This window comes from Gryllotalpicola reticulitermitis, from assembly GCF_042651345.1.
Classification (GTDB): Bacteria; Actinomycetota; Actinomycetes; order Actinomycetales; family Microbacteriaceae; genus Gryllotalpicola; species Gryllotalpicola reticulitermitis.
The window spans coordinates 70,300-93,137 of sequence record NZ_JBHSCN010000003.1; the positions used below are offsets into that span (position 1 = coordinate 70,300).

Annotated in this window: 22 protein-coding genes; 9 read left to right on the top strand and 13 right to left on the bottom strand. The window is 69.1% G+C overall.

What is annotated here, in order from left to right; genetic code table 11:
• Nucleotides 1-32: 32 nt before the first annotated feature.
• From ACFOYW_RS04265 to ACFOYW_RS04280, 4 genes are all read left to right on the top strand, one after another.
• Entirely contained in the window at nucleotides 33-860 is an 828-nt protein-coding gene (locus ACFOYW_RS04265) for an ABC transporter ATP-binding protein (RefSeq protein WP_390227444.1), read from the top strand.
• Entirely contained in the window at nucleotides 857-1,735 is an 879-nt protein-coding gene (locus ACFOYW_RS04270) for an ABC transporter permease (protein WP_390227445.1), read from the top strand. Before ACFOYW_RS04265 ends, ACFOYW_RS04270 begins: the two co-directional genes overlap by 4 nt.
• Before the next feature lie 82 nt (nucleotides 1,736-1,817).
• Entirely contained in the window at nucleotides 1,818-2,834 is a 1,017-nt protein-coding gene (locus ACFOYW_RS04275) for an ABC transporter substrate-binding protein (protein WP_390227446.1), read from the top strand.
• Nucleotides 2,835-2,873: 39 nt separating this feature from the next.
• A complete protein-coding gene (locus ACFOYW_RS04280) occupies nucleotides 2,874-3,539 on the top strand; it encodes a cysteine hydrolase family protein (protein ID WP_390227447.1) in 666 nt (221 codons plus the stop codon).
• A gap of 22 nt (nucleotides 3,540-3,561) precedes the next feature.
• On the opposite strand, the gene ACFOYW_RS04285 is transcribed toward ACFOYW_RS04280, so the two are convergent.
• The 8 genes from ACFOYW_RS04285 to ACFOYW_RS04320 all read right to left on the bottom strand — a co-directional run bounded on the left by ACFOYW_RS04285 (nucleotide 3,562) and on the right by ACFOYW_RS04320 (nucleotide 11,999).
• Nucleotides 3,562-4,395 (bottom strand): alpha/beta fold hydrolase, encoded by an 834-nt coding sequence (locus ACFOYW_RS04285; RefSeq protein WP_390227448.1) that lies wholly within the window; start codon nucleotides 4,393-4,395, stop codon nucleotides 3,562-3,564.
• Between the two features lie 30 nt (nucleotides 4,396-4,425).
• The gene (locus ACFOYW_RS04290) at nucleotides 4,426-5,085 is read right to left on the bottom strand and encodes a methionine ABC transporter permease (protein WP_390227449.1); all 660 of its coding nucleotides are present in this window, start codon (nucleotides 5,083-5,085) and stop codon (nucleotides 4,426-4,428) included.
• Nucleotides 5,082-6,122 (bottom strand): methionine ABC transporter ATP-binding protein, encoded by a 1,041-nt coding sequence (locus tag ACFOYW_RS04295; RefSeq protein WP_390227450.1) that lies wholly within the window; start codon nucleotides 6,120-6,122, stop codon nucleotides 5,082-5,084. Before ACFOYW_RS04295 ends, ACFOYW_RS04290 begins: the two co-directional genes overlap by 4 nt.
• Complete coding sequence (locus ACFOYW_RS04300; RefSeq protein WP_390227451.1) at nucleotides 6,122-7,081, bottom strand: MetQ/NlpA family ABC transporter substrate-binding protein; 960 nt, start codon at nucleotides 7,079-7,081, stop codon at nucleotides 6,122-6,124. The genes ACFOYW_RS04295 and ACFOYW_RS04300 overlap by 1 nt, the downstream gene beginning before the upstream one ends.
• 103 nt (nucleotides 7,082-7,184) lie before the next feature.
• A complete protein-coding gene (locus ACFOYW_RS04305; protein WP_390227452.1) occupies nucleotides 7,185-8,417 on the bottom strand; it encodes a hypothetical protein in 1,233 nt (410 codons plus the stop codon).
• Complete coding sequence (locus ACFOYW_RS04310) at nucleotides 8,414-9,703, bottom strand: acyl-CoA dehydrogenase family protein (protein WP_390227453.1); 1,290 nt, start codon at nucleotides 9,701-9,703, stop codon at nucleotides 8,414-8,416. The genes ACFOYW_RS04305 and ACFOYW_RS04310 overlap by 4 nt, the downstream gene beginning before the upstream one ends.
• 103 nt (nucleotides 9,704-9,806) lie before the next feature.
• Nucleotides 9,807-10,628 carry an SDR family oxidoreductase gene (locus tag ACFOYW_RS04315; RefSeq protein ID WP_390227454.1) on the bottom strand — a complete coding sequence of 274 codons (822 nt, stop codon included), beginning with the start codon at nucleotides 10,626-10,628 and terminating at the stop codon, nucleotides 9,807-9,809.
• Nucleotides 10,629-10,739: 111 nt separating this feature from the next.
• Nucleotides 10,740-11,999: an MFS transporter gene (locus ACFOYW_RS04320; protein WP_390227455.1), complete on the bottom strand. Its 1,260-nt coding sequence runs from the start codon at nucleotides 11,997-11,999 to the stop codon at nucleotides 10,740-10,742.
• A gap of 80 nt (nucleotides 12,000-12,079) precedes the next feature.
• Between ACFOYW_RS04320 and ACFOYW_RS04325 the strand changes: the two genes are divergently transcribed.
• Nucleotides 12,080-12,658, top strand: coding sequence for a helix-turn-helix domain-containing protein (locus ACFOYW_RS04325; RefSeq protein WP_390227456.1), 579 nt, complete (start codon nucleotides 12,080-12,082; stop codon nucleotides 12,656-12,658).
• Between the two features lie 114 nt (nucleotides 12,659-12,772).
• On the opposite strand, the gene ACFOYW_RS04330 is transcribed toward ACFOYW_RS04325, so the two are convergent.
• Both ACFOYW_RS04330 and ACFOYW_RS04335 read right to left on the bottom strand, forming a co-directional pair.
• Nucleotides 12,773-13,783, bottom strand: a complete 1,011-nt coding sequence (locus tag ACFOYW_RS04330) for an NADPH:quinone reductase (RefSeq protein ID WP_390227457.1) — start codon at nucleotides 13,781-13,783, stop codon at nucleotides 12,773-12,775.
• Nucleotides 13,784-13,889: 106 nt separating this feature from the next.
• A complete protein-coding gene (locus ACFOYW_RS04335) occupies nucleotides 13,890-14,180 on the bottom strand; it encodes a putative quinol monooxygenase (protein ID WP_390227458.1) in 291 nt (96 codons plus the stop codon).
• 77 nt (nucleotides 14,181-14,257) lie between these two features.
• Between ACFOYW_RS04335 and ACFOYW_RS04340 the strand changes: the two genes are divergently transcribed.
• Together ACFOYW_RS04340 and ACFOYW_RS04345 are read left to right on the top strand one after the other, a co-directional pair.
• The gene (locus ACFOYW_RS04340; protein ID WP_390227459.1) at nucleotides 14,258-15,412 is read left to right on the top strand and encodes an epoxide hydrolase family protein; all 1,155 of its coding nucleotides are present in this window, start codon (nucleotides 14,258-14,260) and stop codon (nucleotides 15,410-15,412) included.
• 17 nt (nucleotides 15,413-15,429) lie between these two features.
• On the top strand, nucleotides 15,430-15,765 hold the full coding sequence (locus ACFOYW_RS04345) for a VOC family protein (protein WP_390227460.1): 336 nt from the start codon (nucleotides 15,430-15,432) through the stop codon (nucleotides 15,763-15,765).
• Between the two features lie 100 nt (nucleotides 15,766-15,865).
• On the opposite strand, the gene ACFOYW_RS04350 is transcribed toward ACFOYW_RS04345, so the two are convergent.
• Both ACFOYW_RS04350 and ACFOYW_RS04355 read right to left on the bottom strand, forming a co-directional pair.
• Nucleotides 15,866-17,335, bottom strand: a complete 1,470-nt coding sequence (locus ACFOYW_RS04350; protein WP_390227462.1) for an HNH endonuclease signature motif containing protein — start codon at nucleotides 17,333-17,335, stop codon at nucleotides 15,866-15,868.
• A gap of 157 nt (nucleotides 17,336-17,492) precedes the next feature.
• Nucleotides 17,493-20,810 (bottom strand): cell wall-binding repeat-containing protein, encoded by a 3,318-nt coding sequence (locus ACFOYW_RS04355; protein WP_390227464.1) that lies wholly within the window; start codon nucleotides 20,808-20,810, stop codon nucleotides 17,493-17,495.
• A gap of 172 nt (nucleotides 20,811-20,982) precedes the next feature.
• On the opposite strand from ACFOYW_RS04355, the gene ACFOYW_RS04360 reads away from it, so the two are divergent.
• Entirely contained in the window at nucleotides 20,983-21,426 is a 444-nt protein-coding gene (locus ACFOYW_RS04360; RefSeq protein WP_390227465.1) for a MarR family winged helix-turn-helix transcriptional regulator, read from the top strand.
• A gap of 48 nt (nucleotides 21,427-21,474) precedes the next feature.
• Nucleotides 21,475-21,897, top strand: a complete 423-nt coding sequence (locus ACFOYW_RS04365; protein ID WP_390227467.1) for an organic hydroperoxide resistance protein — start codon at nucleotides 21,475-21,477, stop codon at nucleotides 21,895-21,897.
• 5 nt (nucleotides 21,898-21,902) lie between these two features.
• Here ACFOYW_RS04365 and ACFOYW_RS04370 read toward each other — a convergent pair whose 3' ends face one another.
• Entirely contained in the window at nucleotides 21,903-22,742 is an 840-nt protein-coding gene (locus ACFOYW_RS04370) for a helix-turn-helix transcriptional regulator (protein ID WP_390227468.1), read from the bottom strand.
• Between the last annotated feature and the right edge of the window lie 96 nt (nucleotides 22,743-22,838).

The following is a 22,838-nucleotide window of genomic DNA, read 5'->3' on the forward strand; positions in this document are numbered from 1 at the left end:
ACCTATCGTCCCGCGCACCATCGGAGGCTCCAATGACCATCGCCCCGCAAGCCCCAGCCCGCACCGGACGCGCCGAACTGACTATCGACGGCGTTTCACGCGAGTTCCCGTCGACCTCAGGCGCTGCCACGGTCGCGCTCGACCGCGCGTCGTTCACGGTGCAGCCGGGGGAGTTCCTGTCGATCATCGGTCCGAGCGGCTGCGGCAAGAGCACCCTGTTCAACATCATCGCCGGCCTCGACCTGCCGAGCTCCGGCTCGGTCAGGATCAACGGCGAGAACATCGTCGGCCAGCAAGGCCACGTCGGCTACCTGCTCCAGAAAGACCTGCTGCTGCCGTGGCGCAGCATCCTGAACAACGTCATCATCGGCATGGAGATCTCCGGTGTGCCGAAGAAGAAGGCGCGCGAGATCGCGATGCCGTTCCTCGAGGCATACGGGCTCAAGGACTTCGCGGGCCACCGCCCCGATCAGCTGTCCGGCGGCATGCGTCAGCGCGCGGCGCTCCTGCGCACGGTGCTGTTCAACCGCGACCTGATCCTGCTCGACGAGCCGTTCGGAAAGCTCGACGCCCAGACCAGGGCGACGATGCAGGAGTGGCTGCTCGATCTCTGGGACGACTTCCAGAAGACCGTCGTCTTCGTCACGCACGACATCGACGAGGCCGTGTACCTGTCCGATCGCGTCATCGTCATGTCGGCCCGGCCGGGCCGGATCATCGCCGACATCCCGATCACGCTCAGCCGGCCGCGCAAGTCGGCCGTCGTCACCAGCGACGAGTTCGTCGCATACAAGACCCGCATCCTGTCGTTGCTGCATGGCGACGGCGGGGCCGAGACCTCCAAGGGCGCTCTCTCATGACCACGATTCCCGGTACCCCTGTCGTCACCTCCACGCCGCGCTCGAAGGCGCTGGACTCGCTCGTCGGACTGCCGCGGCGCACCGCACGCCGGCGCCGCGGTGCCCTCTTCCCGAGCGAGCCGGCGAACTGGAAGATCGCCGTGACGGTCGTCGCGATCGTCGTGGGCATCGTGATCGCCTGGGAGCTGCTCGCCGACGCGGGCATCGTCAAGGTGTTCTTCTGGTCGAAGCCCAGCATGATCTGGCGGTCGTTCGTGACCAACATCACGAAGGGCACGATGATCGCCGACATCCGCTTCACCTTCACATCGACGATCCTCGGGTTCGTGATCGGTGTGGCGGGCGGCGCCGCCATCGGCCTGTCGTTCTGGTGGTCGCGCTTCTACGCGAAGGTCGCCGAGCCGCTGCTCATCGCCCTCGAGGCGATGCCGAAGCTGGCGCTCGCGCCGATGATCGTGCTGGCGCTCGGCATCGGCCTCTCGTCGAAGGTCGCGATGGCGACGGCGATCGTCATCATCATCCAGATCCTCAACGCCCACAGCGCCGTACGGCGCGTCGACCGCGACGAGCAGACGCTGCTGTACTCGCTCGGCGCGAGCCGGTGGCAGGTGTTCGCGAAGGTCGTCGTCCCGGCGACGCTTCCCGCGATCATCGCGAGCTTCTGCGTCTCGATCGGACTCGCCCTGACCGGCGCGATCGTCGGCGAGTACATCGGGTCGCAGAGCGGCCTCGGCCGGATGATCCAGCTCGCCGCCTCCACCTTCGACATGTCGCTCATCTGGGTCGGCGTCTTCACCCTCGCGGTCATGGCCTTGCTGCTCTACGTGGTGGTCGGCATCGTCGAGCGGGTGCTCATCCGCCTGATTCAGGGCTGAGCGCACCGCATCCCTATCCGCACCGCACAAACACCCCTGCACCGCACCAAAACCCCTGCACCGCACTCTTAAGGAGAACCCTGTGAAAAAACAGCTTGTCGCGACCGCCGCACTGCTCGCGGCGGCGGCCGTCGCCCTCTCCGGATGCTCCGGCTCGGCATCCGCATCGTCCTCCGGCGGCACCAAGAAGATCGTCATCGCCGAGCCGGTGCACGGCATCGGGTACCTGCCGCTCTACGCCGCCATCGACGAGGGCTACTTCAAGAAGCAGGGTCTCGACGTGCAGACCACAACGCTGACCGGCGGGGCACACGTGAACGCTGTGCTCAGCGGCAACGCGTGGGGCTTCATCGGCGGCATCGAGTCCGCCGCGATCGCCAACGCCAAGGGCGCGCAGCTCGAGGCCATCGGCGGTGTCGTCGATCGCGCCAATGTGTACTGGGTCGCCCGCAAGGGCGTGAAGATCGACCCGAACAACCTTGCAGCCTCCCTCAAGGGCTTGCGCATCGCGGCGAGCCGGCACGGCGGGTCAGTCGAGATCGACACCCTCTACGAGCTGCAGAAGCTCGGCATGGACCCGAGCAAAGACGTCAAGATCATCAACAACGACGTCAGCGGCTCGGAGCTCTCGCTGCTCAAGTCCGACCAGGCCGACATCGCCGCGACGAGCGACCCGGTGCTGAGCGAGGGCATCTCAGAGGGCATCTGGGGCCAGCCGATCATGAGCCTGCCGGCCACGCTTGGCAAGTTCGCCTACTCCGACATCGTCACCTCCAAGGCGAACGTCAAGAAGGACCCGGCGACGGTCAAGAAGTTCGACGCGGCCCTCGCACAGGGCATGAGCTACGTGCTCGACAACCATGCGGGTGCTCAGAAGATCGCGGAGAAGGAGTTCCCGACCATGTCGCCATCGCTGATCCAGTCGACGCTCACCCGCACTTACGCCGACAAGGACTGGGACGGCATCGGCATCACCGATGCCGCGCTCAAGGTCGACCTGACGGTCGCGCGCCAGTCCGGCCTGCTGCAGGACTCGTCGAACCCGGCCACCGCGGCGAACATCCTCGATCTGTCCTACCTGCCGAAGAACTCGAACTGACCTCCCACCCAACGAAGCATTGAAAGCGAGGAACTTGCGATGACTGACCTTCCCTTCCGCTACGACCCGGCTCACGCGGCCCTGATCGTGGTCGACGTGCAGAACGACTTCTGCAGCCCCGACGGCTCGCTCGGCAAGATCGGCAACGACGTCAGCGCTGCGGTGACCATGGTTCCCCGGCTGCAGGGCCTCATCGACGCGGCGCACGGCGCCGGCCTGCCGGTGATCTTCATCCAAACGCTGCACGACGAGACCAACGACAGCCCGCAGTGGCTCAACCGCCACGGCGAGCCCGGCAAGAACCGCTCGAGCATCACCTGCCGGACCGGCACGTGGGGCGCCGACTTCTATGAGGTCGGCCCGGTCGCCGGCGACCTCGTGGTCAACAAGTACCGCTATTCGGCCTTCGTGGGCACGAACCTCCAGATCGTGCTCACGACGCTCGGCGTCGAGTCGCTCCTGTTCACCGGCGTCGCCACCGAAGTGTGCGTCGAGTCCAGCCTGCGCGACGGCCTCTTCGCCGAGTACTACGTGACGCTGGTCGACGACTGCGCCGCCAGCTACGACCAGGCGGCACACGACGCCTCGGTGCGCGGGGTCGCGAAGAACTTCGGCACCGTGGTCTCGAGCGGCTACCTCGAAGGGCTCTGGGCAGAGGCACCCGCCGAGGCGGCGGAGCAGGTTCTCGCGGCGGCCGTCGCCTAGCGGCGACCGGCACGGAGGCGGCTTACCCGCGCACCGCGAACTCGAGGATGCGGGCCCAGTACGTCACGATCGACAGTGGTCCGGCCTCGATGACCGTCTCCACTTCTGCTCGATCGAGCCGGCGCCGGAACCACCTGGCGTCGGCTGGCCCGATTCGCGGGTCGCGTTCGCCGTGCACCACCAAGGTGCGCGCGCGAACGCGACCCGCGATGTCGTTCCAGTCGCCGCGTCGCTGCGCGCGACGGTCGAACGCGACGCCGGTGAGGCCGCCGCGAGCCGCGTCGGAAAGCATCCGCCCGAGCCGCTCGGGAACACCGGGTTGGCGTAGATCAGGGTCCGCTCGACGCACGCCAAGGACCGACAGCGCCTCGATGTGCGTGCCCCCGTGCAGCGCGGCGAGCGCCATAGTCGGGTCGTTGTGCTGCAGCATCCACGCGCGCGAGCGGCGCGCGACCAGCCCGTTCAGCTTGCTGCGCGGGCGCGGCGCCTGCACGACGGCCACCCGCCGCACGTGCTCGGGGCGCGCCGCGGCGACCCGCAGCGCGATAAGGCCGCCGAAGCCCCAGCCCACCACCCCCGCGATATGGGCGCCGGCCTGCACCGCCTCGTCGAGCGCCGCGAGCTCGGCTGCCTCGGGCACGCCCGCCTCGGCGATCGCCGCGCTCGTCGAGCCGTACCCCGGCCGGTCCGCGCCGACGAGCCGCACATCGCCGGCCCCGGTGACGACGGGGTCAGGGTCGAAGTCAGATGCGCCTGGCGTCGGATGGCACAGCAGCACGACACGTCGTGCGGCGGGGTCTCCGTGTGCGGTGACCCCGACCACCCCGCGTTCCAACTCGATCAACCGCGCAGTCATCGGTTGGTTCGTACCCGGTTCGGGCGATGCTCAGTGCCGCATCGCCTTGCGCGACAGGTAGTTGCCGAAGAACTGTCCCAGCTGCACGAGCACGATGATGACCGCCACGGTGATGTAGATCGCCGGGTAGTTGTACCGCTGCACACCGTACGTCAGCGCGAAGTTGCCGAGGCCGCCGCCGCCGATCGCACCGGCCTGCGCAGACATGTCGACGAGCCCCACGAACACGAAGGTGTAGCCGAGGATGAGCGGGCCGAGGCCTTCGGGGATCAGCACGGTGAAGATGATCCGCATCGGCCCCGCGCCCATTGCGCGCGCCGCCTCGATCACGCCTGGATCGACGCCGACGAGGTTCTGCTCGACGATGCGCGCGACGGCAAAGGCGGCGCCGAGCGAGATCGCGAAGACGGCTCCTCTGACGCCGATGAATGTGCCCATGACCCTGATGGTCAGCGGCACGATGGCCGACACGAAGATGATGAACGGCACCGGGCGCACGATGTTGACGACGACATTGGTGATCGCGTACGCGACGCGGTTCTCGATCAGGTTTCCCGGCCGCGTGCCGTAGAGCACGATGCCGATCAGCAGACCGAGGACGCCCGAGAAGATGAGCGACACGAAGACGATGACGAGCGTCTGCCAGATCGATTGATAGAACGTCGGCAGGTCGCTGATGAACTCGTTCATGCGTTGTCCTCCACTCGCTCTTCGGCGTAGTCGATGCCTTGCGCGGTGAGGGCGGCGAGGGCGCCGTCGACGGATGCCTGAGGCCCCGTGAGCTCATAGGTGAGGGCGCCGATGGACCGCTCCTGGAGTTCGCTGATACCGCCGTACACGATCTGGTTCTCGACGTGGTGCTCGGCGAAGACGCGCGAGAGCAGGCCGGTGAAGCCCTTCTGGTCGAGCACCTTCACCGTGACGAGCCGCCCGGGGTGAGCCGCGCGCAGCCGGCTCAGGGTTTCGGGCGACGGCCGGTCGTGCAGCACGGTCGCGACGAAGCGGGCCACCGTCGGCGTCGAGGGAGCCGAGAACACGTCGTAGACGGAACCGAGCTCGACGATGCGGCCGTTGTCCATGACCGCGACCCGGTCGGCGATCGTACGGATCACGTCCATCTCGTGCGTGATGACGACGATCGTGATGCCGAGTTCCCGGTTGACCCGTTTGAGAAGGGCGAGCACGTCGGCTGTCGTCTCCGGGTCGAGGGCACTGGTCGCCTCGTCCGCGAGCAGCAGCTTCGGATCGGTCGCGAGCGCACGGGCGATGCCGACCCGCTGCTTCTGACCGCCCGAGAGCTGGTCGGGGAAGCTGTGCGCCTTCTCGAGCAGTCCGACGAAGTCGAGCAGCCTGGCGACGCGCTGGTCGCGCTCGGGCTGCCCGACCCCGGCGAGCTTCAGCGGGTACGCGACGTTACCGGCGACGGTGCGGGAGTTGAACAGGTTGAACTGCTGGAAGATCATGCCGATCTCGCGCCTCACCGCCCGAACGCGCCGCTCCGGCAGTGCGGTGAGCTCGTCGTTGCCGACGTGCACCGTGCCATCCGTCGGCTTCTCCAGCGCGTTGATCAAGCGCACCAGAGTGCTCTTGCCGGCACCCGAGTAGCCGATGACGCCGAGGATCTCCCCCTGTTCGACGTCGAGGTCGACGGCGTCGACCGCGGTCACCGTGCCGTTCGGGGTGCGGTATTGCTTCGTGACGTTCTGCAGCCGGACGAGGGCGGCCACTACTTGCCGATTCCCGCCGCTCGAGCATCCGCCTCGGTCTTCTTCAGCTGCGCCTGCAGCTGCGCCGGCGTCAGCTTGCTGAACACCGCGGTGCCGCCGGACTCCTTGAGCGCCGCGGCCTCGACGGCCGGGTTGTGGTACAGCGCGGCGAGCTCCAGGTAGAGCTTGTTGTGGATGTCGGCCTTGCGGGCGGCGAAGAAGTTGACGTAGTTCTGAGCGGCCTCGCTGCTCGGGTCGTCCTTGGCGATCACGTCGCTCGTCGGCAGCTTGGCGAGCACCGCGTAGTTGTTGTTGATGATCGACGCGTCGACCGCGCCGTTCTTCAGCGCGGGGGCCGTCTGTGCGGCGTCGAGGGTCTCGATCGTGACTTTCTTCGAGGTGATGTCGTTCACGGTCGAGAAGGCGGTGCCGCCGTTCTTCAGGGTGACGAGTCCGGCCGACTGCAGCACGAGCAAGCCGCGGGCCTGGTTCACCTGGTCGTTCGGAATCGCGACCTTGGCGCCCGCGGGCAGGTCGGCGACGCTCTTGTACTTGAGTGAGTAGAGCGGCAGCGGCACGGTGACGGTCGCGCCGATGGGCTGGATGTCCTGGTGGTTCGTCACGTTGTAGACGGCGAGGAACTCGATGTGCTGGAACTCGTTCAGGTCGATCTGGTTCTGCGCGAGCGCCGGGTTCGGCTGGCTGTAGTCGCTGAAGTTCACCAGCTTGATGTCGACGTTGTACTTCTCTTTGGCGAGCTTCTTGTAGATCGTCCAGGTCGGGTCGGAGGCGTCGCTCGTGCCGATCGACACCGTCTTGGCACCGCTTGCGCCCGCACCCTTCGACCCGTTCGCGACGACGAGCACCACGACGACGACGATCACGACGATCGCCGCGATGATGCCCCAGATCAGCCCGGTGCGGCGGCGCCTGCGGGCGGGAAGCTGGGGAGGAAGTTGAGGGGCGGCGGTTTCAGACATCGCGAGGCTCCTTGGGTTGGAAACGTGATTGGGGCAGAACCTCACTCTGGGGGCTGCGCGACGCTGACGAAAACGGTGTGTCGCAACGTTGAGAAGTGTGTCGTCACATTCCGGCCGGGCTTGCGGCGCGGGATTCCCCTGTGCTCCAGAAGCCGGCGAGCCCAGTGCTGTTGAGCAGGGCATCGCCCAGAGCGCGGGCTTTGTAGCGGGCCGGGTTGTGCGAGGCGATCGTGCGGGCGTTGCGCCAGTGCCGGTCGAGGCCGCGGGCGGTGTCGGTGGCGGAGGCGCCGCCCACCTCGAACAGCAGAGTCGCGGCGCGCAGCACCGCGGGGAAGACCACGAGCTGGGCGGCGGTCGTCGCCTCGTTCGCGGCTTCGGAGAGCGCCGCAGACGGATGCCCGGCCGCACCGGCCTCGCTCGCGGCCGCGATCGCACCGGCCGCGGTCCGCACCGCCGCCGCAGCCTGATACGACAGGCCCGACAGTTCGCCGATCGTCTCCTGCACGATCGGGTCCTGGCGTGCCGTCTCGCCGCTGCCGTGGCTGTACACCCGCGTGCGGCGCTGCACGAAGTCGACCGCGTCGCGCACGATGGCACGGCCGATGCCGTCAGCGGATGCGAGGAGCACGAGCTGCAGGAACGACGAGTCGTGAGTCTCCTCGGTCACGCCGGTGCCACGACGCTGTACGTCCTCGTCGGCGATCTCGACCTCGTCGAACACCGTTGTGCCGCTTCCGGTGAGGCGCTGGCCGAAGCCCGTCCAGTCGTCGATGCGCCGCGTGCCTGCGGCATCCGTCGGGGCGATCACGCCGAACCGCTCGCCGTCTTCGCCCTGCGCCGACACCGCTACCCAGTCGGCGAACAGTGTTCCCGTGCTGTAGTACTTGGTTCCGGTGAGACGCCAGCCGCCGTCATCACGTGTGAGCCGGGTCGACAGGGAACCGATCTCGGCGGAGCTGCGTTCGTGCGAGGCGTTGCCGAAGATCGCGCCGCCGCCGATGAGGCGCAGCACGCGCTCCCGGCGCGGGTCGGCGGGGGTCGAGACGAGCCGGTCGACGAGCGCGAAGTGGGAGCGGAAGATCTGCGCGACGTTCGAGTCCTCGGTGGCGAGCCGCGCGAGCAGTTCGAACACTTCGGCCGCACTCGCCCCGAGGCCGCCGAACTCGGTGGGAACGGAGACTCGGGTGAGGCCGCTCGCGCGCAGGGTCTCGACGGCGTCGTAGGGCAGCGTCCGGGTGCGCTCGCGTTCCACGGCACCGGCACCGACCTCGGCGAAGCTTGACGTGAAGCGGTCCTCGAACCGTCCGGCCCACCCGTGAGCCCACCCCGCCGTCATCCGGCGGCCCTCGTGCTGCCAGGCTCGGTCGAGGCATCCGCCGTCGTGGGTGTGGCTCGCGCCCGCTGTGGTGCCCGTCCGTTCAACACGTAGTCGCCGATCGCCCGCCTGCGCTGGATCGCCGGGTTGTGGGAGGCGATGGTGCGCACGTTGCGCCAGTGCCGGTCGAGTGCGGCCGAGCGCGAGACGGCTGATGCCCCACCGACCTCGAACAGCTCGCTGGCTTCGGCGACGACGGTGCGCAGCACGACCTGCTGCGCCTTGTAGACGCCGAGCTGCACGTCGACGATCCGCTGCTCGACGTCGTCGCCGGCAGCGCGCGCGGCGAGCACCGCATCGATTTCCGCGGCGCTCGCCAGCACCAGGACGCGAGCCGTGTGGGCGGACGCCGCGAGATCGCCCACGACGGACTGCACGAGCGCGTCGTCGCGGGGGAAGGTCTCACCGGCGTACCCGAAGATGCGTCGGCGCGGGACCACGAAGGCGACGGTGTCGCGCACGATCGCCTGTGCGATGCCCGCCACGACGGCGAGCAGGTAGAGCTGGAAGAGGCTCGACAGGAAGCGGCTGCGGAATCCGTCCTCCGCGCCGAGCACGACGATGTCCTCATCGCCGAGCGGGACGTCGGTGAACACGGTCGTGCCGCTGCCGGTAAGCTGCTGGCCGACCCCGTCCCAGTCATCGATGGACCGCACACCGGGTGCTGTCGCCGAGACCGTGACACCCGAGTGGCCGTCGCCGTCGGCGGCGACGAGGTAGATCCAGTCGGCATAGATGCTGCCGGTCGTGTAGTACTTCGTGCCGTTGAGGCGGGTTCCACCCTCGTCGCGGCTGATCTGCGTCGAGATGTCGGCGGTCGCACCTCGCTCGGCCTGGGCGTTCCCGACAAGCTCGCCGGCGAGGAAGCGCGGTGCCCAGCGGGCGAGCTCGGCGCCGCCGTCTTGAAGCAGTGTCTCGACGTGGGCCACGTGGCCGCGGAAGACGTGCGCGAGGTTCGAATCGGCTTCGGCGAGCTCGATGACGGTCTCGATCACCTGGGTGAACGTGGCGCCCGCGCCGCCGAGTTCGCGCGGCAACCGGAGGGCGCCGAATCCGTATGAGAGCACCTGGCGCACGCGATCGTGCAGCAGCCGGTGATCGCGTTCGCTCGCGACGGCGTCGTCGCGGATGTCTGCGAGCACCTCTCGCAGCCGAGCGCGGAAGTCGTCGAAATCGAGCGGCACAGCGTTTTCGAGGGGCACGGCGTTTTCGAGCGGCACAGCGTTTTCGAGGGGCACGGCGTTCATCACGATCACCCTCGCCGCCGGGCCGTGCGGCGCCAACCGAATCGGTCACAGTGTTGCGTTGTGTTGCTCCGTGTGACGTGGCTGGACCGTGTGATGCGCGCCCTCAGCTGCCATTCCGCCAGTCGTCGCTGGTCAGGTGCGAGCCGGCCTGCGGGCCCATCTGCAGCATGCCGCCGTCGACGGCCCACGACGCGCCGGTGACGTAGCTCGCGTGCGGTGATGCGAGGAACGCGATGACGTCGGCGACCTCGCGCGGGTCACCTGGTCGCCCGAGCGGGATGCCGGGACGGTGCGTGTCGTGCGCATCCTCGGCATCGGCATCATTCATCGGCGTCGCGATCTCACCCGGCGCGACGGCATTGGCTGTGATGCCGAAGGGCGCGAGCTCGAGTGCGATCGTCTTGATGAGGCCGCCGAGGCCGTGCTTGGCGGCGTCGTAGGCAGCGAATCCGACGCGGGGCTGGTGCTCGTGCACGCTCGTCACGGCGATGATGCGGCCGCCACGACCCTGGTCGACCATGTGCCGTGCGGCGCGTTGAATGCACACGAACGCTCCGTCGAGGTCAGCGAGGAGTGTCCTGCGCCAGGTGTCCCAGTCGGTGTCGAAGAAGGCGGGGCCGCCGTTGATGCCGGCGTTGTTGACGAACACGTCGATGCCGCCGAGGCGCCCGACGAGCTCATCGATCACGCCGCCGCAGTCCGGGGCATCCGTCGTATCGAGTCTCGTCACCTCTGCCGTCACGCCGTGCTCGCGCACGAGGCGCGCGGTCTCGTTCGCGCCGTCCTCGTCGCTGTGCCAGCTGATGCCGACGTCAAGCCCGGCTTCGGCCAGCGCGACGGCCGTCTGCCGTCCTATCCCTGAGTCGGAGCCGGTGACGATCGCGGTGCGCTTTGTCGGTGCGGCTGGGGTTGCGGAGTCGCTCATGCCGGTCAGGTGCCCGCGGCCGTGCGATTGCATGCGAGCGGTGTTCGCCTCAGCCGCGCAGCCCTCGGCCCGGCAGCCGCTCAGGCGCGCGGCCCTCGGCCCGGCAGCCGCTCAGGCGCGCGGCCATTCGATGGCGTCGTCGCCCCAGCTGTCCGGCTTCCCGATGCGGCGGATCTCGGGCACGAGTGTCATCGCGACGACACCCGCGGCGAGCCCGATGGCGAAACACCACAGCGTCCCCGCGATCCCGAGGCCGGCGAGGGCGATGCTCGCGACCACGGGAGCGATCGGGGCGACGGCCAGATAGCCGAGCGAGTTGACGGAGCCGACGCGACCCTGCAGAGCGTCCGGCACGATCGCCGTGATGTACCCGCCGATGCCCGAGTTGACCACGGGGATGAGCACGCACGCGACGGCCATGAAGCCGACGTAGCCGCCGTAGCTGTGCGCGACGGCCATGCCGAGGAAGCCCGCGGCGATGGCTCCAAGTCCGACGATGGCGAGCCGGCCTGCGGGGTATCGCTTCATGAGCGCCGGGGCGGCGACCGCGCCGAGCAGCATCACCCCGCCTGCGACGGTGTCGAGCAGCCCGATCAGCAGGGGAGCGGTGTGGGTCTGCACGAGCTCCAGATTGACCGCGACGAGCGCGCCGTTGACCGTCAGGTTGATCAGCATCACGAGCCAGAGCGAGGTGCGCAGCACGGGCACCGCAGTGAAGAAGCGGATGCCCTCGGCGAGCTGCGTGATCGGGTGACCGCGGCGCGCCTCGCTCAGTTCGCCGTTGAGCGGCGCCCGCACGAGCCAGGTGCACGCGACGACCGCCGCGTGCCCGACGGCGGCCGCTGCGAACGGCGCCGCGCGTGCGACGGCGTAGAGCAGGCCGCCGATCGGGCCGGACATCAGCTGCGCGACCGCGCTGCGCCCCTGGATGGCCGCCATTGCCGACGCGAGCTGCTCGGGCCGAGTGACGGCGCGGATGGCGCCGGTCTCGGTCGCGTTGAAGACAGCGGTCACGACGGAGACCCCGAACAGCGCGATCGCGAGCTGCCAGCCCGTCAGCCGTCCGGCAATGGCGAGCGCACCGGTCGACGCCCACAGCAGCGTTCCGAAGACCGAAGCCGCGATGAGCAGGCGGCGCCGGTCCACGCGGTCGGCGATGACCCCCGCTGGAAGCGTTGCGAGCAGACTGCCGCCCTCGCCGACGGCGGCGATGAGGCCCGCCAGCACGACCGAATGGGTGAGCGAATAGGCGACCAGCGGCGCGGCGAACGCGCCCATGCCCTCACCGACGAGCTGGGTCGTCTTGCCGGACATGAGCAGGAGGTAGGGCCGGTTTCGCCACAGGGCGGGTGCGGGCTGCGTGCTGGTCATGGCGACAGCGTAGTTACGCAACAAAGATTGCGCAATTAAGCGTGCGCAATGCGTCGTGCGCGTCGCTGTAGGCTCGGCGCATGGCCGAGGACGACGCCTGGAATCAGCCGGCCCTGCTGGTAAGCGATCCCGAGATGCTGCGAGCATTCGCGCACCCGCTACGGCAGCGCATCATCGTGGAGCTGTCCGTGCGCAATCATGCGCGGGCGGCGGACCTCGCGAAGTGGCTGGGGGAGCCGGCGAACTCAGTGAGCTTCCATCTGCGAGTTCTCGCGAAGGCGGGCCTCATTCGCGAGGTGCCGGAGAAGGCGCGTGACAAGCGCGATCGCGTCTGGGAGGCGGTGACGCATGGCGGCCTGTTCATCGAGGACCTCAGCGCCGACCCCGGGATCGCCGGCTTCGTCGCGGCGCGGCTCGACTGGCTGCGCCGATTGGCCGCGGGCGAGTTCGACGCGGACGATTCGATGCACTCGGCAGCTCACTTCGGCGGTGCGCTGCTCACCAAGGACGAGGCCGTGCAGTTCGAGGCCGAGCTCGACGAGGTGCAGTCGAAGTGGCGAAGGATCGGCGCCGCGAATGCCGAGCGCGAGCCGGATAACGGAGACCGGATTGCGTACTCGACGGTCGTCGCACTCGGCCCGGTGACTCCACCCCGCTGAGGCGGGATTCCTGTGCTGACCCGGGATTCCTGTGCTGAGGCCGGATTCCTGTGCTGAGGCCGGGTGCCGGCGCCGCGCCTGCCTGACGCACCGGCCCGCGCGGCGCCGCCTCGGCTACTCGATGTCGATGAGCACCTTGCCGACAGCGCCCTGCTCGACCGCCTCGTGGGCAGCGGCCGTCTGCTCGAGCGAGAAGTGGTGCAGCGGCAGCCCGGCGTCGTCGCCGACCAGCAGAGCGCCGTCGGCGATGGCCGCGCTCAAGTCCGCGGCGGCGGCCCGCAGGTGCTCGGCCGCCAGCGTGTAGAGCAGCAGACCCTGGTAGCGCAGGTTGAGCGAGAACGTCGGGCGCAGGTCGATGGATACCGTGCCACCACCGTTGTCCGCGTAGAACGCGATCGTCCCGCCGTTCGCGATCACGGACTGGTCGAGCTCATTGTTCGTCGCAAGCGCCACCTCGACGATCTGGTCGACGCCGTCGGGTGCGAGCTCGCGGATCGCGGCCGAGGCATCCGTCTCGCGATAGTTGACGACGTGATGCGCGCCGGCCGCGCGGGCGAGTGCTGCCTTGTCGGCGCTGCTGACGGTGGTGATGACGGATGCTCCGGCCCACCGCGCGAGCTGGATGGCAGCGTTGCCCACGGCGCCCGCGCCACCCTGCACGAGAACGTGACGCCCGGCGAACGCGCCGGGGGACAGCCGTGCGACATCACCCGAGGTGAGCGCCCGATGCGCCGTGACGGCGGGGACGCCGAGCGACGCGCCGAGGTCGAACGAGGCGGAGTCCGCCAGCCGCACGGCCCGTTCGGCCGGCACGACGACGTATTCGGCCGCGGTGCCGTACGCCTGCTGATGCTGCGCGAGGTAGAGCCAGACGCGGTCACCGGCCGACAGGCCATCAACGCCGAGGCCCACGGCGTCGATCGTGCCCGCGCCGTCCTGCCCGGGCGTGATCTCGGCGAAGTCGCCGCGAGCGGTGCCCCCCGAGCGGGCCTTCCAGTCGGTCGGATTCACGCCCGCGCGAGCCAGCTTCACCCGCACCTCGCCGATACGCGGTTCAGGTACTGGCCGCTCGACCGATCGCAGAACGCTCGCAGGGCCTTTTTCCGAGTACACGACAGCACGCATATTTCGACCCTATGCCGGGCGTGCGACACGTCGAGGGTGCGGCGGCCTGGGAGGCTTGCCTGAAACTCGTGTGCCCGGGCGCCGTGTGCTTAGGCGGTCGTCGGACTCAGGCGGACACGTCGGTGTAGCGCACCAGAACCCGGGCGCTCGTGATGTCACCGAGCTCGTTCGCGCCCTCGGGAGTGCTACGGAAAGCACGGTAGGCGTCGTCCGCCGCGAGTGACTCCCACCGCTCGACGATGACGTAGTGCGTCGGGTTCTCGGTGTCGACGGCGACGGTGCAACCGAGGTTTCCGGCGAAGCCGCGGGTCGCGACGAGCGTCTCATCGATGATGCGCTCCGCATCGTTGAGGCGCTCGGGCTTGATGGTCAGTTCCAGCAGGGAGGTGACAGTCACACCGTAAACGTACGCTGCCGATCGCGCCGCGGCCAAGAACGCTAGGCGGCCGGTTCGCGTGAAGCTAGCTTGGCCGCATGGACTTCGCGCCGCGCACTGATCCCGCCCTCATCGAAGACCTGCGCGCACGCCTGCGCGCGACGCGGTGGACGCCGACCGTCGATGACAGCGGGTGGGAGCTGGGAACCGACCATGCGTATCTGCGCGAGCTGCTGGCCTACTGGGCGGACGGGTTCGACTGGACGGCGCAGGAGGAGGAGCTGAACCGGCTGCCGCGCTCCTTCGTCGAGGTCGGCGGTCAAGGCATCCACGTCATTCATGCTGTCGCCGACGGTGACGGCGACGGCGACGGCGACGGCGACCGGGCTGGCAATGGCAACGCCGCCGGCGAGCACGCTGCGCCCGCACTGCTGCTCACCCACGGCTGGCCGGATTCCTTCTGGCGCTACCTCAAGGTCATCCCACTGCTGGCCCGGGATTTCACCGTGGTGGTCCCCGACATCCCCGGTTTCGGGTACTCCGATGCGCCCGTCGGCGCACCGCTCAACTCCCGCGAGGTCGCGGCCCTGTGGGCCGAGCTGATGACGCGCCTCGGCTATCAGCGCTTCTTCGCAGCCGGCGGTGACCTCGGGTCGCACGTGAGCCGCTACCTCGCCCTCGACTTCCCCGAGCGGGTGATCGCAGTGCATCGAACGGATGCCGGGCTGCCGGCACCGGGCGTCGACGTCAGCGCGCTCACCACTGAGGAACGCGACTGGATCGAGGGCGCGCGGGCGTGGAGCGCCGCTGAGGGGGCCTACGCCGCGATCCACCGCACCAAGCCGAATACGGCCGCGGCCGGGCTGAACGACTCGCCCGCCGGCCTCGCCGCATGGATCGTCGAGAAGCTGCACTCGTGGAGCGACCGCGGGCTCGAGCACTACAGCCGCGACGAGATCCTGACGAACCTCTCGATCTACTGGTTCACGGGCACGATCGGCTCGTCGATGCGGATGTATCACGCCAACTCCCTGATCGCGCCGGAGCAGCTCGCGCGCCACGTCGACGTGCCGTCGGGCTTCTCGATCTTCCAGGGCGACGTCGTGCGGCCGCCGCGTGCCTGGCTCGAACGCACCACAAACCTCGCCTACTTCACCGAGCCGGAAGCGGGCGGCCATTTCGCGGCGTTCGAGGTGCCGGAGCTCTACGCGCAGGAGCTGCGGGACTTCTTCACCCCGTTCCGGGACCGCTGATGCGCGTCATCCGCATCATGCCCGACCTTCACGTCGCCGACATTGACGCGGCGAAAGGGTTCTACACCGAGTTCCTCGGGTTGAGCGTCGAGGAGTTCAACCTCGGCTGGGTCGCGCGATACACCTCGCCGGACGTGGACGCCCGCGTGCAGCTCGTGACGACGGATGCTTCGGCCCCGGTCAATCCGGCGATCTCGGTCCACACGCCCGACGTCGACGGCGCCTACGCGGAAGCTCAGGAGCGCGGCTACGAGATCATCGTGCCGCTGCGCACGGAGTCGTGGGGTGTGCGCCGCTTCTACGTGCGCACCCCGGACGGCACGATCGTCAACATCGTCCAGCACGGCTCGTAGCTGCGCACGATTCGTAACCGCGCGACTCGTAGGCTCGCGCGACACGTAACCACGCACGGGCCGTGATTGCGGGGGCCGACATGCTCGGCTGGCGTGCTGGCTAAGCCGGGTCTGGGGCCGGGTCTGGGTCTGGGTCTGGGTGATCGTCTGCATCCGCGGCGACGTCTGCGTGCACCGTCACCCGTGCGTCCGCATCGTCGTCTTCGTCGAGGTCGAATGGCGACCATTCGGGCTCGCCTTCGGGCGGCGCCCATGAGTCGGTCCGCTCCCGCGGTGGGGCAGGCACGTTGACGTCGGGGTGGGTGCGGTACGCCCGGCCCGAGGGTGCGCGCCACTCCAGAACTCCGTCGAGGTAGTGCGTGAGCGACCACCCGGCCTCGTGTTTCAGATGGTGGTGATTCGCACAGAGATGCGCGAGGTTGCCGAGCGCGGTCGTGCCGCCCCGCGCGTATGCGTTCGAATGGTCGATCTCGCAGTTCGACAGCGGAGCCGAGCACCCCGGCGCGCGGCAATGGCCGTCTCGCAAGCGGATGACTCGTTTGAGCTGCGCCGGGACGCGGTAGCTCTTCCGGTCGAAATCGAGAATCGCGCCGTTGATCGGGTCGGTGAGGATGCGCCGCAGGCTCGGCGCCGTCGCGACGAGTTCGCGTGCCCTGCTCGGGTCGATCACCCCGAAGCTCGGAATCAGTGCGGGCTCGCCATCGTGCCCGGCCAGCGTCGATGCGGGAATGAGCACGTCGACCGTCACAGGCGCGCGCTCTTTGACAGTGACGGGGCTCGGCGCCGCCTCTGCGTCGGCGACCTTGCCGATGGTGATCTGGCCGTTGAGCAGCAACTCGACCGCGAAGTCGGCCTCGAGCTGCGCTACGGTCCGCACGTCGCCGGCGGCGCGGGCCTCGCGTGCCGCGTTCTCGAACCCGGTCTGCAGACGGGCGGCGTCGGCCGCGCCGATGTAGGCATCGAGGTGTGCCATTCCATCGCGCCCAGCGCTGAACGTCAGCCGGCGCTTCGCCAGCGCGCGCTCGTGCCTCTTCCGCAACGACTCGGTTTCGAGCGTCTCGAGCACCTGCTTCGCCTTGCGTCGGAATGGCGACACGGCCAGTTCCTTCGCCCACGGCAGCAGCTCGCCCTCGGCCACGCGACGGCCGCTGCTGAGATGCGCCGTCTCAGCGACGATCTCGTGCGCGTGCGCTCGGGAGATCTCGCCGGCCTCGAGCGCGCTGAGCGTGTCGAAGAGTTCGTTCACGAGAGTCCAGGCCTCGCCGAGCCGCTGTTCGGCTGCCCGCAACGAACACGTCAGCGACGCTGCGAGCTCGGTCGCGATCGACCTGACCTTGAGGTCATGCAGTCGCGTCACCTCGGCGGGATCACCCGCGTCGACGCAGTCTTCCGCGGCTGAGCCCTCGGCCTCGAGCAGCAGCCCCGCAAGCATCCGTACCTCTTGGGCTTCGAGCCGCGCGATCTCACGCCGACCCGCGCAGATTCGCTCGAGTTCATCGGCCTGCCAGCCTGCACCGAGCGCCGCCGCCGACATGTCGGCGTCGACCTCGAACGTGATCGCGGGTGGCATGGGAACACTCAATCAGTGACCACCGACATTGGATCGGGTCGCCGGCGTCGACGGCAAAGCTGCGCCGGCCTTGCAGCCAGAGCACCGCGGTCAGAGAACCGCCGCCAGACAACCGCCGCCAGTGCACCGCCGGCAAAGCTGCGCCAGCGCTGCGCACTCAGCTGCAGGCGCGCAGTGAGGTGACGCCCGAGGTCAGAACGGTGGTGCCTCCCAGCGCCTTCGCGGTCGTCGTCTTCCACTTCGTGAACGAATTGAGTGCGGCGCGCGGAACGCATGTGCTCTGGACCATGAACAGTGGCGCGTCGGCCTTGCCTGCCGCGGCGGCGCCTGTGAGTGCGTCCGGGAAGTTCGCGCCGGTTGCGAGATACGCCGTCGGCGCGTTGCCGAACTGGTTGTCGATCAGCTGGCTGGTCGCGTATCGGTCCGTGCCGCCGAAGCGCTCGACGGTGTGCCGCGTAGCCGCGGTGAGTGCTGATTGGATCCCCGGCGAGACCGCGGTGGTGCCGCCGGCGATGCTCACCGAAGTCGTGTGGGCGCTCTTCAGCCACGCCGTGAGGCTTGATGGAACGGTCCTGCTCGTCCCGTTCACGAGAACGACCGGCATGCCCTTCGACCCGGCGTAGGCGCTCGCCGACAGGGCGTCGGGAAAGGCCTGGCCCGTGGCGACGAATGCGGACGGCACCGCACGGCTGCCGAAGGCGTACTTCGCGATGGCGAGCGAGGTGGCGTACCGATCGGCGCCGAAGACGCGGGTGACGGGCGCGAGACGGCCGAGAGAGGCGGCGACGCCGCTGCTGACCGCGCTCGGGCCGCCGACGATGATGATCTGCTGCGGCTTCAGTCGCTTGATCTCTCCGCTGATGACCGACGGCAGTGACGTCGGCTGGGTCAGCAGCAGCGGGCCGCCGAGCTTCACAGCCGCGGGCGCGGCGCCGAGCGCGTCAGGGAAGTTCGCCCCCGACGCGATGACGACGACCTTCGCGTCGCCCTTCGGGTAGGAGTTCTTCGACACGGCGACCGCCGTGGCATAACGGTCGGCGCCGGAAAGCCGGGTGGTTGCCGGCCCCGCGTAGGTCGGAACGGTGACGCTCGCGGACTTGGACGCTGTCGTGTACCCGACGAGCGTGCCCGTGACGGTCAGCGTGACCTTCTGGCCGTACGCGGTGGCGGGCACGGCGAACGTCTTGCCCGACCCGGTCGTGCTGCCGGTCTTCCAGGCGTAGGTGAGGGCGGCTCCCGCGGTCCAGGTTCCGGGCTTCGCCGTCAGGGTCTGCCCGACCTTCGCGGTTCCGGAGATCGCAACCGCGCCCGTGGTCAACGACCCTGCGGCGACAGGTGCCGTTGCCGCGCCGGTCACCGTGGCATCGATGTACCCGGCTGCGGTCGCAGTGACCGATACGGAGATCACGTCGCCCTGCTCGGGCGCGGTGAGCGTGATGGTGCCGTTCGTAGCGCCGTCGACCGGGGCGCCATTCGCGCTCCACTGATACGCGAGCGCCGCGCCCGCCGGGGCATCGATCGGGGACGCCGTCAGCACTCGGCCGACCGCGGGGATCCCGGTGACGCTCACACCGGCGACGGCGGGCTCGGTGCTGATAGCGGCGGTCGGCGCGCTGGTCGCCGTGACGGTGGCGCCGAGCTCGGTCGCGATCACCTCGACCGCGAGCTCATGACCGACGAGCGCGACGGCCGGCGTATACGTCGCCTTGGTCGCACCGCTGATCGGCGCATCGGCCGTGCCGGAGGTACCGAGATCGACCCACTGGTACGCGAGGGTCGCGTGGGCGGAAGCGCCTGGCGCGGTGGCCGTCAGGGTGCGGTTGGCGCCCGCCGTGCCGGTGACGACCGGCGCCCCGGCGCTGAGGGGCGCGTCGAAGGTCCCCGTCGAGCTCGTCGCGGACGGACCAGTGCCGACCGTCACCGTGTAGTTGTGCGCGCCATTCGCGAGTCCGGATAGCGCGAACTGCCAGGTCTGGTTCCCCTCGGTGTCGGCCGAGCTCGTCGTGCTGCCGACGGCGACGCCGTCGATCGACAGGGAAACCGGGGTCCCGGCTGCGCCGGGCGTGCCGTCGGCGAAGGTCAGCACGCCTGACATCCCGGTCGGATTCCCCGACCCGTCGACGAGGAGCGTGCGGCTCGTGGCCGGCTCGGGAACGCCCAGCACGAAGTTCGGCTGCTGCGTCGCAACGGACTTCTCGCCCGGCTGCGAGCCGACCATCGGGTACGGGCTCGTCGTGGCGACGCCGGCGCACGTGTTGGAAGCGGCTCCGCTGTCGCCGGCGGGCGTGTCATCGCCGGAACTCTCGATTCCGACGGCGTAGTCACCTGCCACGAAGGCACCGCCCGAGTCGCCGGGCAGGTCGCAGACATCCGTGTCGATCGTGTCGACGGCCTGGAAATAGCCGCTCGGGCAGTCGCTGTCGGCGTACGCGGTCGTGCTGTGAGGGACCGGCGTGTCGGTGCAGGTGTACGAGACGTCGTACGGGGCCTGCACGGTGCCGCACTGCCACCCGGTGCGGGCGCCGGAGTGACAGATGTCCTCGCCCGCGATGGCTGCGGCGGCGCCCACGACCGGAACGGCGAGGCCCGCCGACTGCGAGCCCTGGCTGGCGACGCTCGCGTCAGTCGCGCCCCAGGTCGTCACTGTGCCCGGCGTGGTCGCGTGGCTGTCGGTGATGGACACCAGGCCGGAGTCATAGCCGCCGCCGGCCTTGAAGCTCGACTGCTGGAGTGTGCCGAGCTGACCCTGCAGTTCGAGCGGTTCGTCGTACCCGACGGGGGTGTTGTCCTCAGCGGCGTACACCTTGCCGTCGATCGACGGGTCGCCGCCCATGTCGACGGTGTCGGCACAGTGCCCGGCGGTCACGAACTCACGCGCATGGCTGATCTTGTCGAAGCCCGTGAAGCCGACGGAGCACTCGGTGCCCGAATCCGCCGATGTCTCGGTGAACCACAGGTCGCCGCCCTGCAGCGGGCTCGACCCGTCGGCCGGGCCGGTCATCGGCTTCGTAAGGACCGTCTTGATCGGCTGCGGCGCGGCGATCGTGGCGTTCGCTCCCGCCGCCGTGACGGCGGCCTCATCCGCGGCGTCCTTGACGGAGACCGTGAGCGCCGTCCCGTGCATCATCGAGCCGGTGACGCCGACGCCCTCGGAGCGGAGGTCAGCCACCACCTTGGCGGCGTCGGCGGCGGCTTGCCCGTCGGCGAGGAACTCGGCCGGTGTGATTCCGAGCTTTGCGCGCAGCTGCGCATCGAGCGATGCGGGCAGCTTGGCTGCTTGGGCCTGGAAGCGAGCGGGTGCGTACGACCCCATCCGAGCGGAGTGGCGGATGCCCGTGACAGTCGGATGCTCGTGACCGGAGCCTGCCGCCTTCGCCGTCTGCGGTGCGGGCGCGGCGGCGATCGCGGGCACAGCGGTGAGCAGTGACGCCGCGATGCCGGCAGCGGCGAGGACGGCGAGGACGCGGTGGCGCACGGGTTCCTTTCGCGGGCCGGTTCATCGTCCGGCTCATCCGACCGCGTGCCCGATTCAAGTGTGGGTGTGCTGGAGTGATGACCCCACCCCCCGAAGTTGGCACAGCCACCGCTCGCGACGCAGAATCCGGATTTATATTGCACGCAATCTAATTGCGTGCAATGATCAAGTCATGCCCACCGCAGCCGAAGCGCTCGATCCGATGCTCTGCTTCGCCGTGTACTCGGTCGAGCGGCAGTTCGGCCAGGTCTACCGTGACCTTCTCGCGCCATGGCAGCTGAGCTACACCCAGTACCTCGCCCTGACCGCGCTGTGGAATGACGAGCACCTGACGGTCGGGCGGCTCGGCGAGCTCCTCGGCCTCGACTCCGGCACGCTCTCACCGCTGCTCAAGCGGCTCGAGGGGCGTGGTCTCGTCACCCGTACGCGTGCGGCCAGTGACGAGCGCGTCGTCGAGTTGACGCTGACAGATGCGGGCAGCGCCCTGCGCGACGAGCTCGCCGACGTGCCCCGCTGCTTCGGCGAACGCACCGGGCTCGACCACGACGAATACGTGCAGCTGCTCGCGCTCGCGAAGAAGCTGAGCGAGCGCATGAGCCGCTCGAACCAAGCCTGACCTCCGACAACCAAGCCTTACGAGACGAAACAAGACGAAGGACGAATCATGGAAACGCTATATACCGCAGAAGCGCTCTCGACCGGCGAGGGCCGCAATGGCCACGTCACCACGATCGACGGCCGACTCGACCTCGACATGGCGATTCCGACCGAGATGGGCGGCTCGGGCAACGGCGCGAACCCCGAGCAGCTGTTCGCCGCCGGCTATGCCGCGTGCTACCACTCGGCACTTCTCGGCGTCGCCCGCGCGCAGAAGGTGAAGCTCGAGGACGAGACGGTCGGATCGCGCGTCCACATCGGCCCGAACGGTCAGGGCGGCTTCCAGCTGGCTGTCGAGCTCGAGATCACGATCCCGAATCTGCCGCACGATGAGGCGCAGGCGCTGGCCGACGCCGCACATCAGGTCTGCCCGTATTCGAACGCCACCCGCGGCAACATCGACGTGACGATCACCGTCACGGACGACTGAGCAGGCTAGCCCCCGAATCGCTGAGTGCCCACCACGCCGAGCAGCTGCAGCTTCTCCCAGCCGTCGCTGCGCGGGGGAGCGGTGAGCACGAGCAGGGCTTGAGACTGGTCCTCGGTGAACAGCACCGTGCAGTCGAGCTCGATCGGCCTCAGCTCGGGGTGGACCAGCACTTTGTGGTCCTCGAAGCGCCGCGCGACCTCGTGCTTCGCCCACAGTGCCGCGAACTCATCGCTCGCGGACTGCAGGGCGCGCAGGAGGTCACCGGCGCGTGACCGCGGGCCCATCGCGCCGTACGCGGCGCGCAGGTTGGCGACGAGCGCGCTGCTCTGTCGGCCGCGATCGGATTCCGGGTAGAGGAGCCGCGCATCCGGCTCCATGAACCAGCGCCACACATCGCTGCGCGCAAAGCCGGTCCGGTTCGTGAAGTCGCCGAAGAGCGCGACCGCCAGGCGGTTCGCGACCAGCGCCTCGCTCAGGTTCGAGAGGATCAGCGCGGGCGAGTCCTCGAGACGATCAAGCACCCGCAGCAGCGCGGGGGCGACATGCGGCAGCGCGCTCGACCGGTCCGGAGCCGAGTGACCGGCGACACGGAACAGATAGTCTCGCTCGTCGTCGCTGAGCCGCAGCGCGCGTGCCAGCGCTGACAGCATCTGCTCGCTGGGCTGGGGCCCGCGCGACTGCTCGAGTCGCGTGTAGTAGTCGACCGACATTCCCGTCAGCGCGGCGACCTCCTCGCGGCGCAGCCCGGGTGCCCGTCGCCGGGCGCCCGCGGTCAGGCCGACGTCGCCCGGCTGCAGCTCGCCTCGGCGGCGGCGCAGGAAGTCGGCGAGAGCGGTGCGGTCCATGAACCCATGATCGCGTCCGCGCGCGCCGGCAACCAGGGATCCGCGATCCCCCGATGACCGAGTCTCTTTTGGCCGGTGACGGATGCCTGCAAGCTG

Excerpts from the sequence above, each read along its gene's own strand:
- ACFOYW_RS04310 (WP_390227453.1), bottom strand. The coding sequence starts at position 9,703 with ATGAACGCCGTGCCCCTCGAAAACGCTGTGCCGCTCGAAAACGCCGTG.
- ACFOYW_RS04340 (WP_390227459.1), top strand. The coding sequence starts at position 14,258 with ATGGACTTCGCGCCGCGCACTGATCCCGCCCTCATCGAAGACCTGCGC.
- ACFOYW_RS04290 (WP_390227449.1), bottom strand. The coding sequence starts at position 5,085 with ATGAACGAGTTCATCAGCGACCTGCCGACGTTCTATCAATCGATCTGG.
- ACFOYW_RS04345 (WP_390227460.1), top strand. The coding sequence starts at position 15,430 with ATGCCCGACCTTCACGTCGCCGACATTGACGCGGCGAAAGGGTTCTAC.
- ACFOYW_RS04285 (WP_390227448.1), bottom strand. The coding sequence starts at position 4,395 with ATGACTGCGCGGTTGATCGAGTTGGAACGCGGGGTGGTCGGGGTCACC.
- ACFOYW_RS04365 (WP_390227467.1), top strand. The coding sequence starts at position 21,475 with ATGGAAACGCTATATACCGCAGAAGCGCTCTCGACCGGCGAGGGCCGC.
- ACFOYW_RS04315 (WP_390227454.1), bottom strand. The coding sequence starts at position 10,628 with ATGAGCGACTCCGCAACCCCAGCCGCACCGACAAAGCGCACCGCGATC.
- ACFOYW_RS04370 (WP_390227468.1), bottom strand. The coding sequence starts at position 22,742 with ATGGACCGCACCGCTCTCGCCGACTTCCTGCGCCGCCGCCGAGGCGAG.
- ACFOYW_RS04330 (WP_390227457.1), bottom strand. The coding sequence starts at position 13,783 with ATGCGTGCTGTCGTGTACTCGGAAAAAGGCCCTGCGAGCGTTCTGCGA.
- ACFOYW_RS04325 (WP_390227456.1), top strand. The coding sequence starts at position 12,080 with ATGGCCGAGGACGACGCCTGGAATCAGCCGGCCCTGCTGGTAAGCGAT.
- ACFOYW_RS04350 (WP_390227462.1), bottom strand. The coding sequence starts at position 17,335 with ATGCCACCCGCGATCACGTTCGAGGTCGACGCCGACATGTCGGCGGCG.
- ACFOYW_RS04305 (WP_390227452.1), bottom strand. The coding sequence starts at position 8,417 with ATGACGGCGGGGTGGGCTCACGGGTGGGCCGGACGGTTCGAGGACCGC.
- ACFOYW_RS04280 (WP_390227447.1), top strand. The coding sequence starts at position 2,874 with ATGACTGACCTTCCCTTCCGCTACGACCCGGCTCACGCGGCCCTGATC.
- ACFOYW_RS04360 (WP_390227465.1), top strand. The coding sequence starts at position 20,983 with ATGCCCACCGCAGCCGAAGCGCTCGATCCGATGCTCTGCTTCGCCGTG.
- ACFOYW_RS04265 (WP_390227444.1), top strand. The coding sequence starts at position 33 with ATGACCATCGCCCCGCAAGCCCCAGCCCGCACCGGACGCGCCGAACTG.
- ACFOYW_RS04300 (WP_390227451.1), bottom strand. The coding sequence starts at position 7,081 with ATGTCTGAAACCGCCGCCCCTCAACTTCCTCCCCAGCTTCCCGCCCGC.
- ACFOYW_RS04320 (WP_390227455.1), bottom strand. The coding sequence starts at position 11,999 with ATGACCAGCACGCAGCCCGCACCCGCCCTGTGGCGAAACCGGCCCTAC.
- ACFOYW_RS04270 (WP_390227445.1), top strand. The coding sequence starts at position 857 with ATGACCACGATTCCCGGTACCCCTGTCGTCACCTCCACGCCGCGCTCG.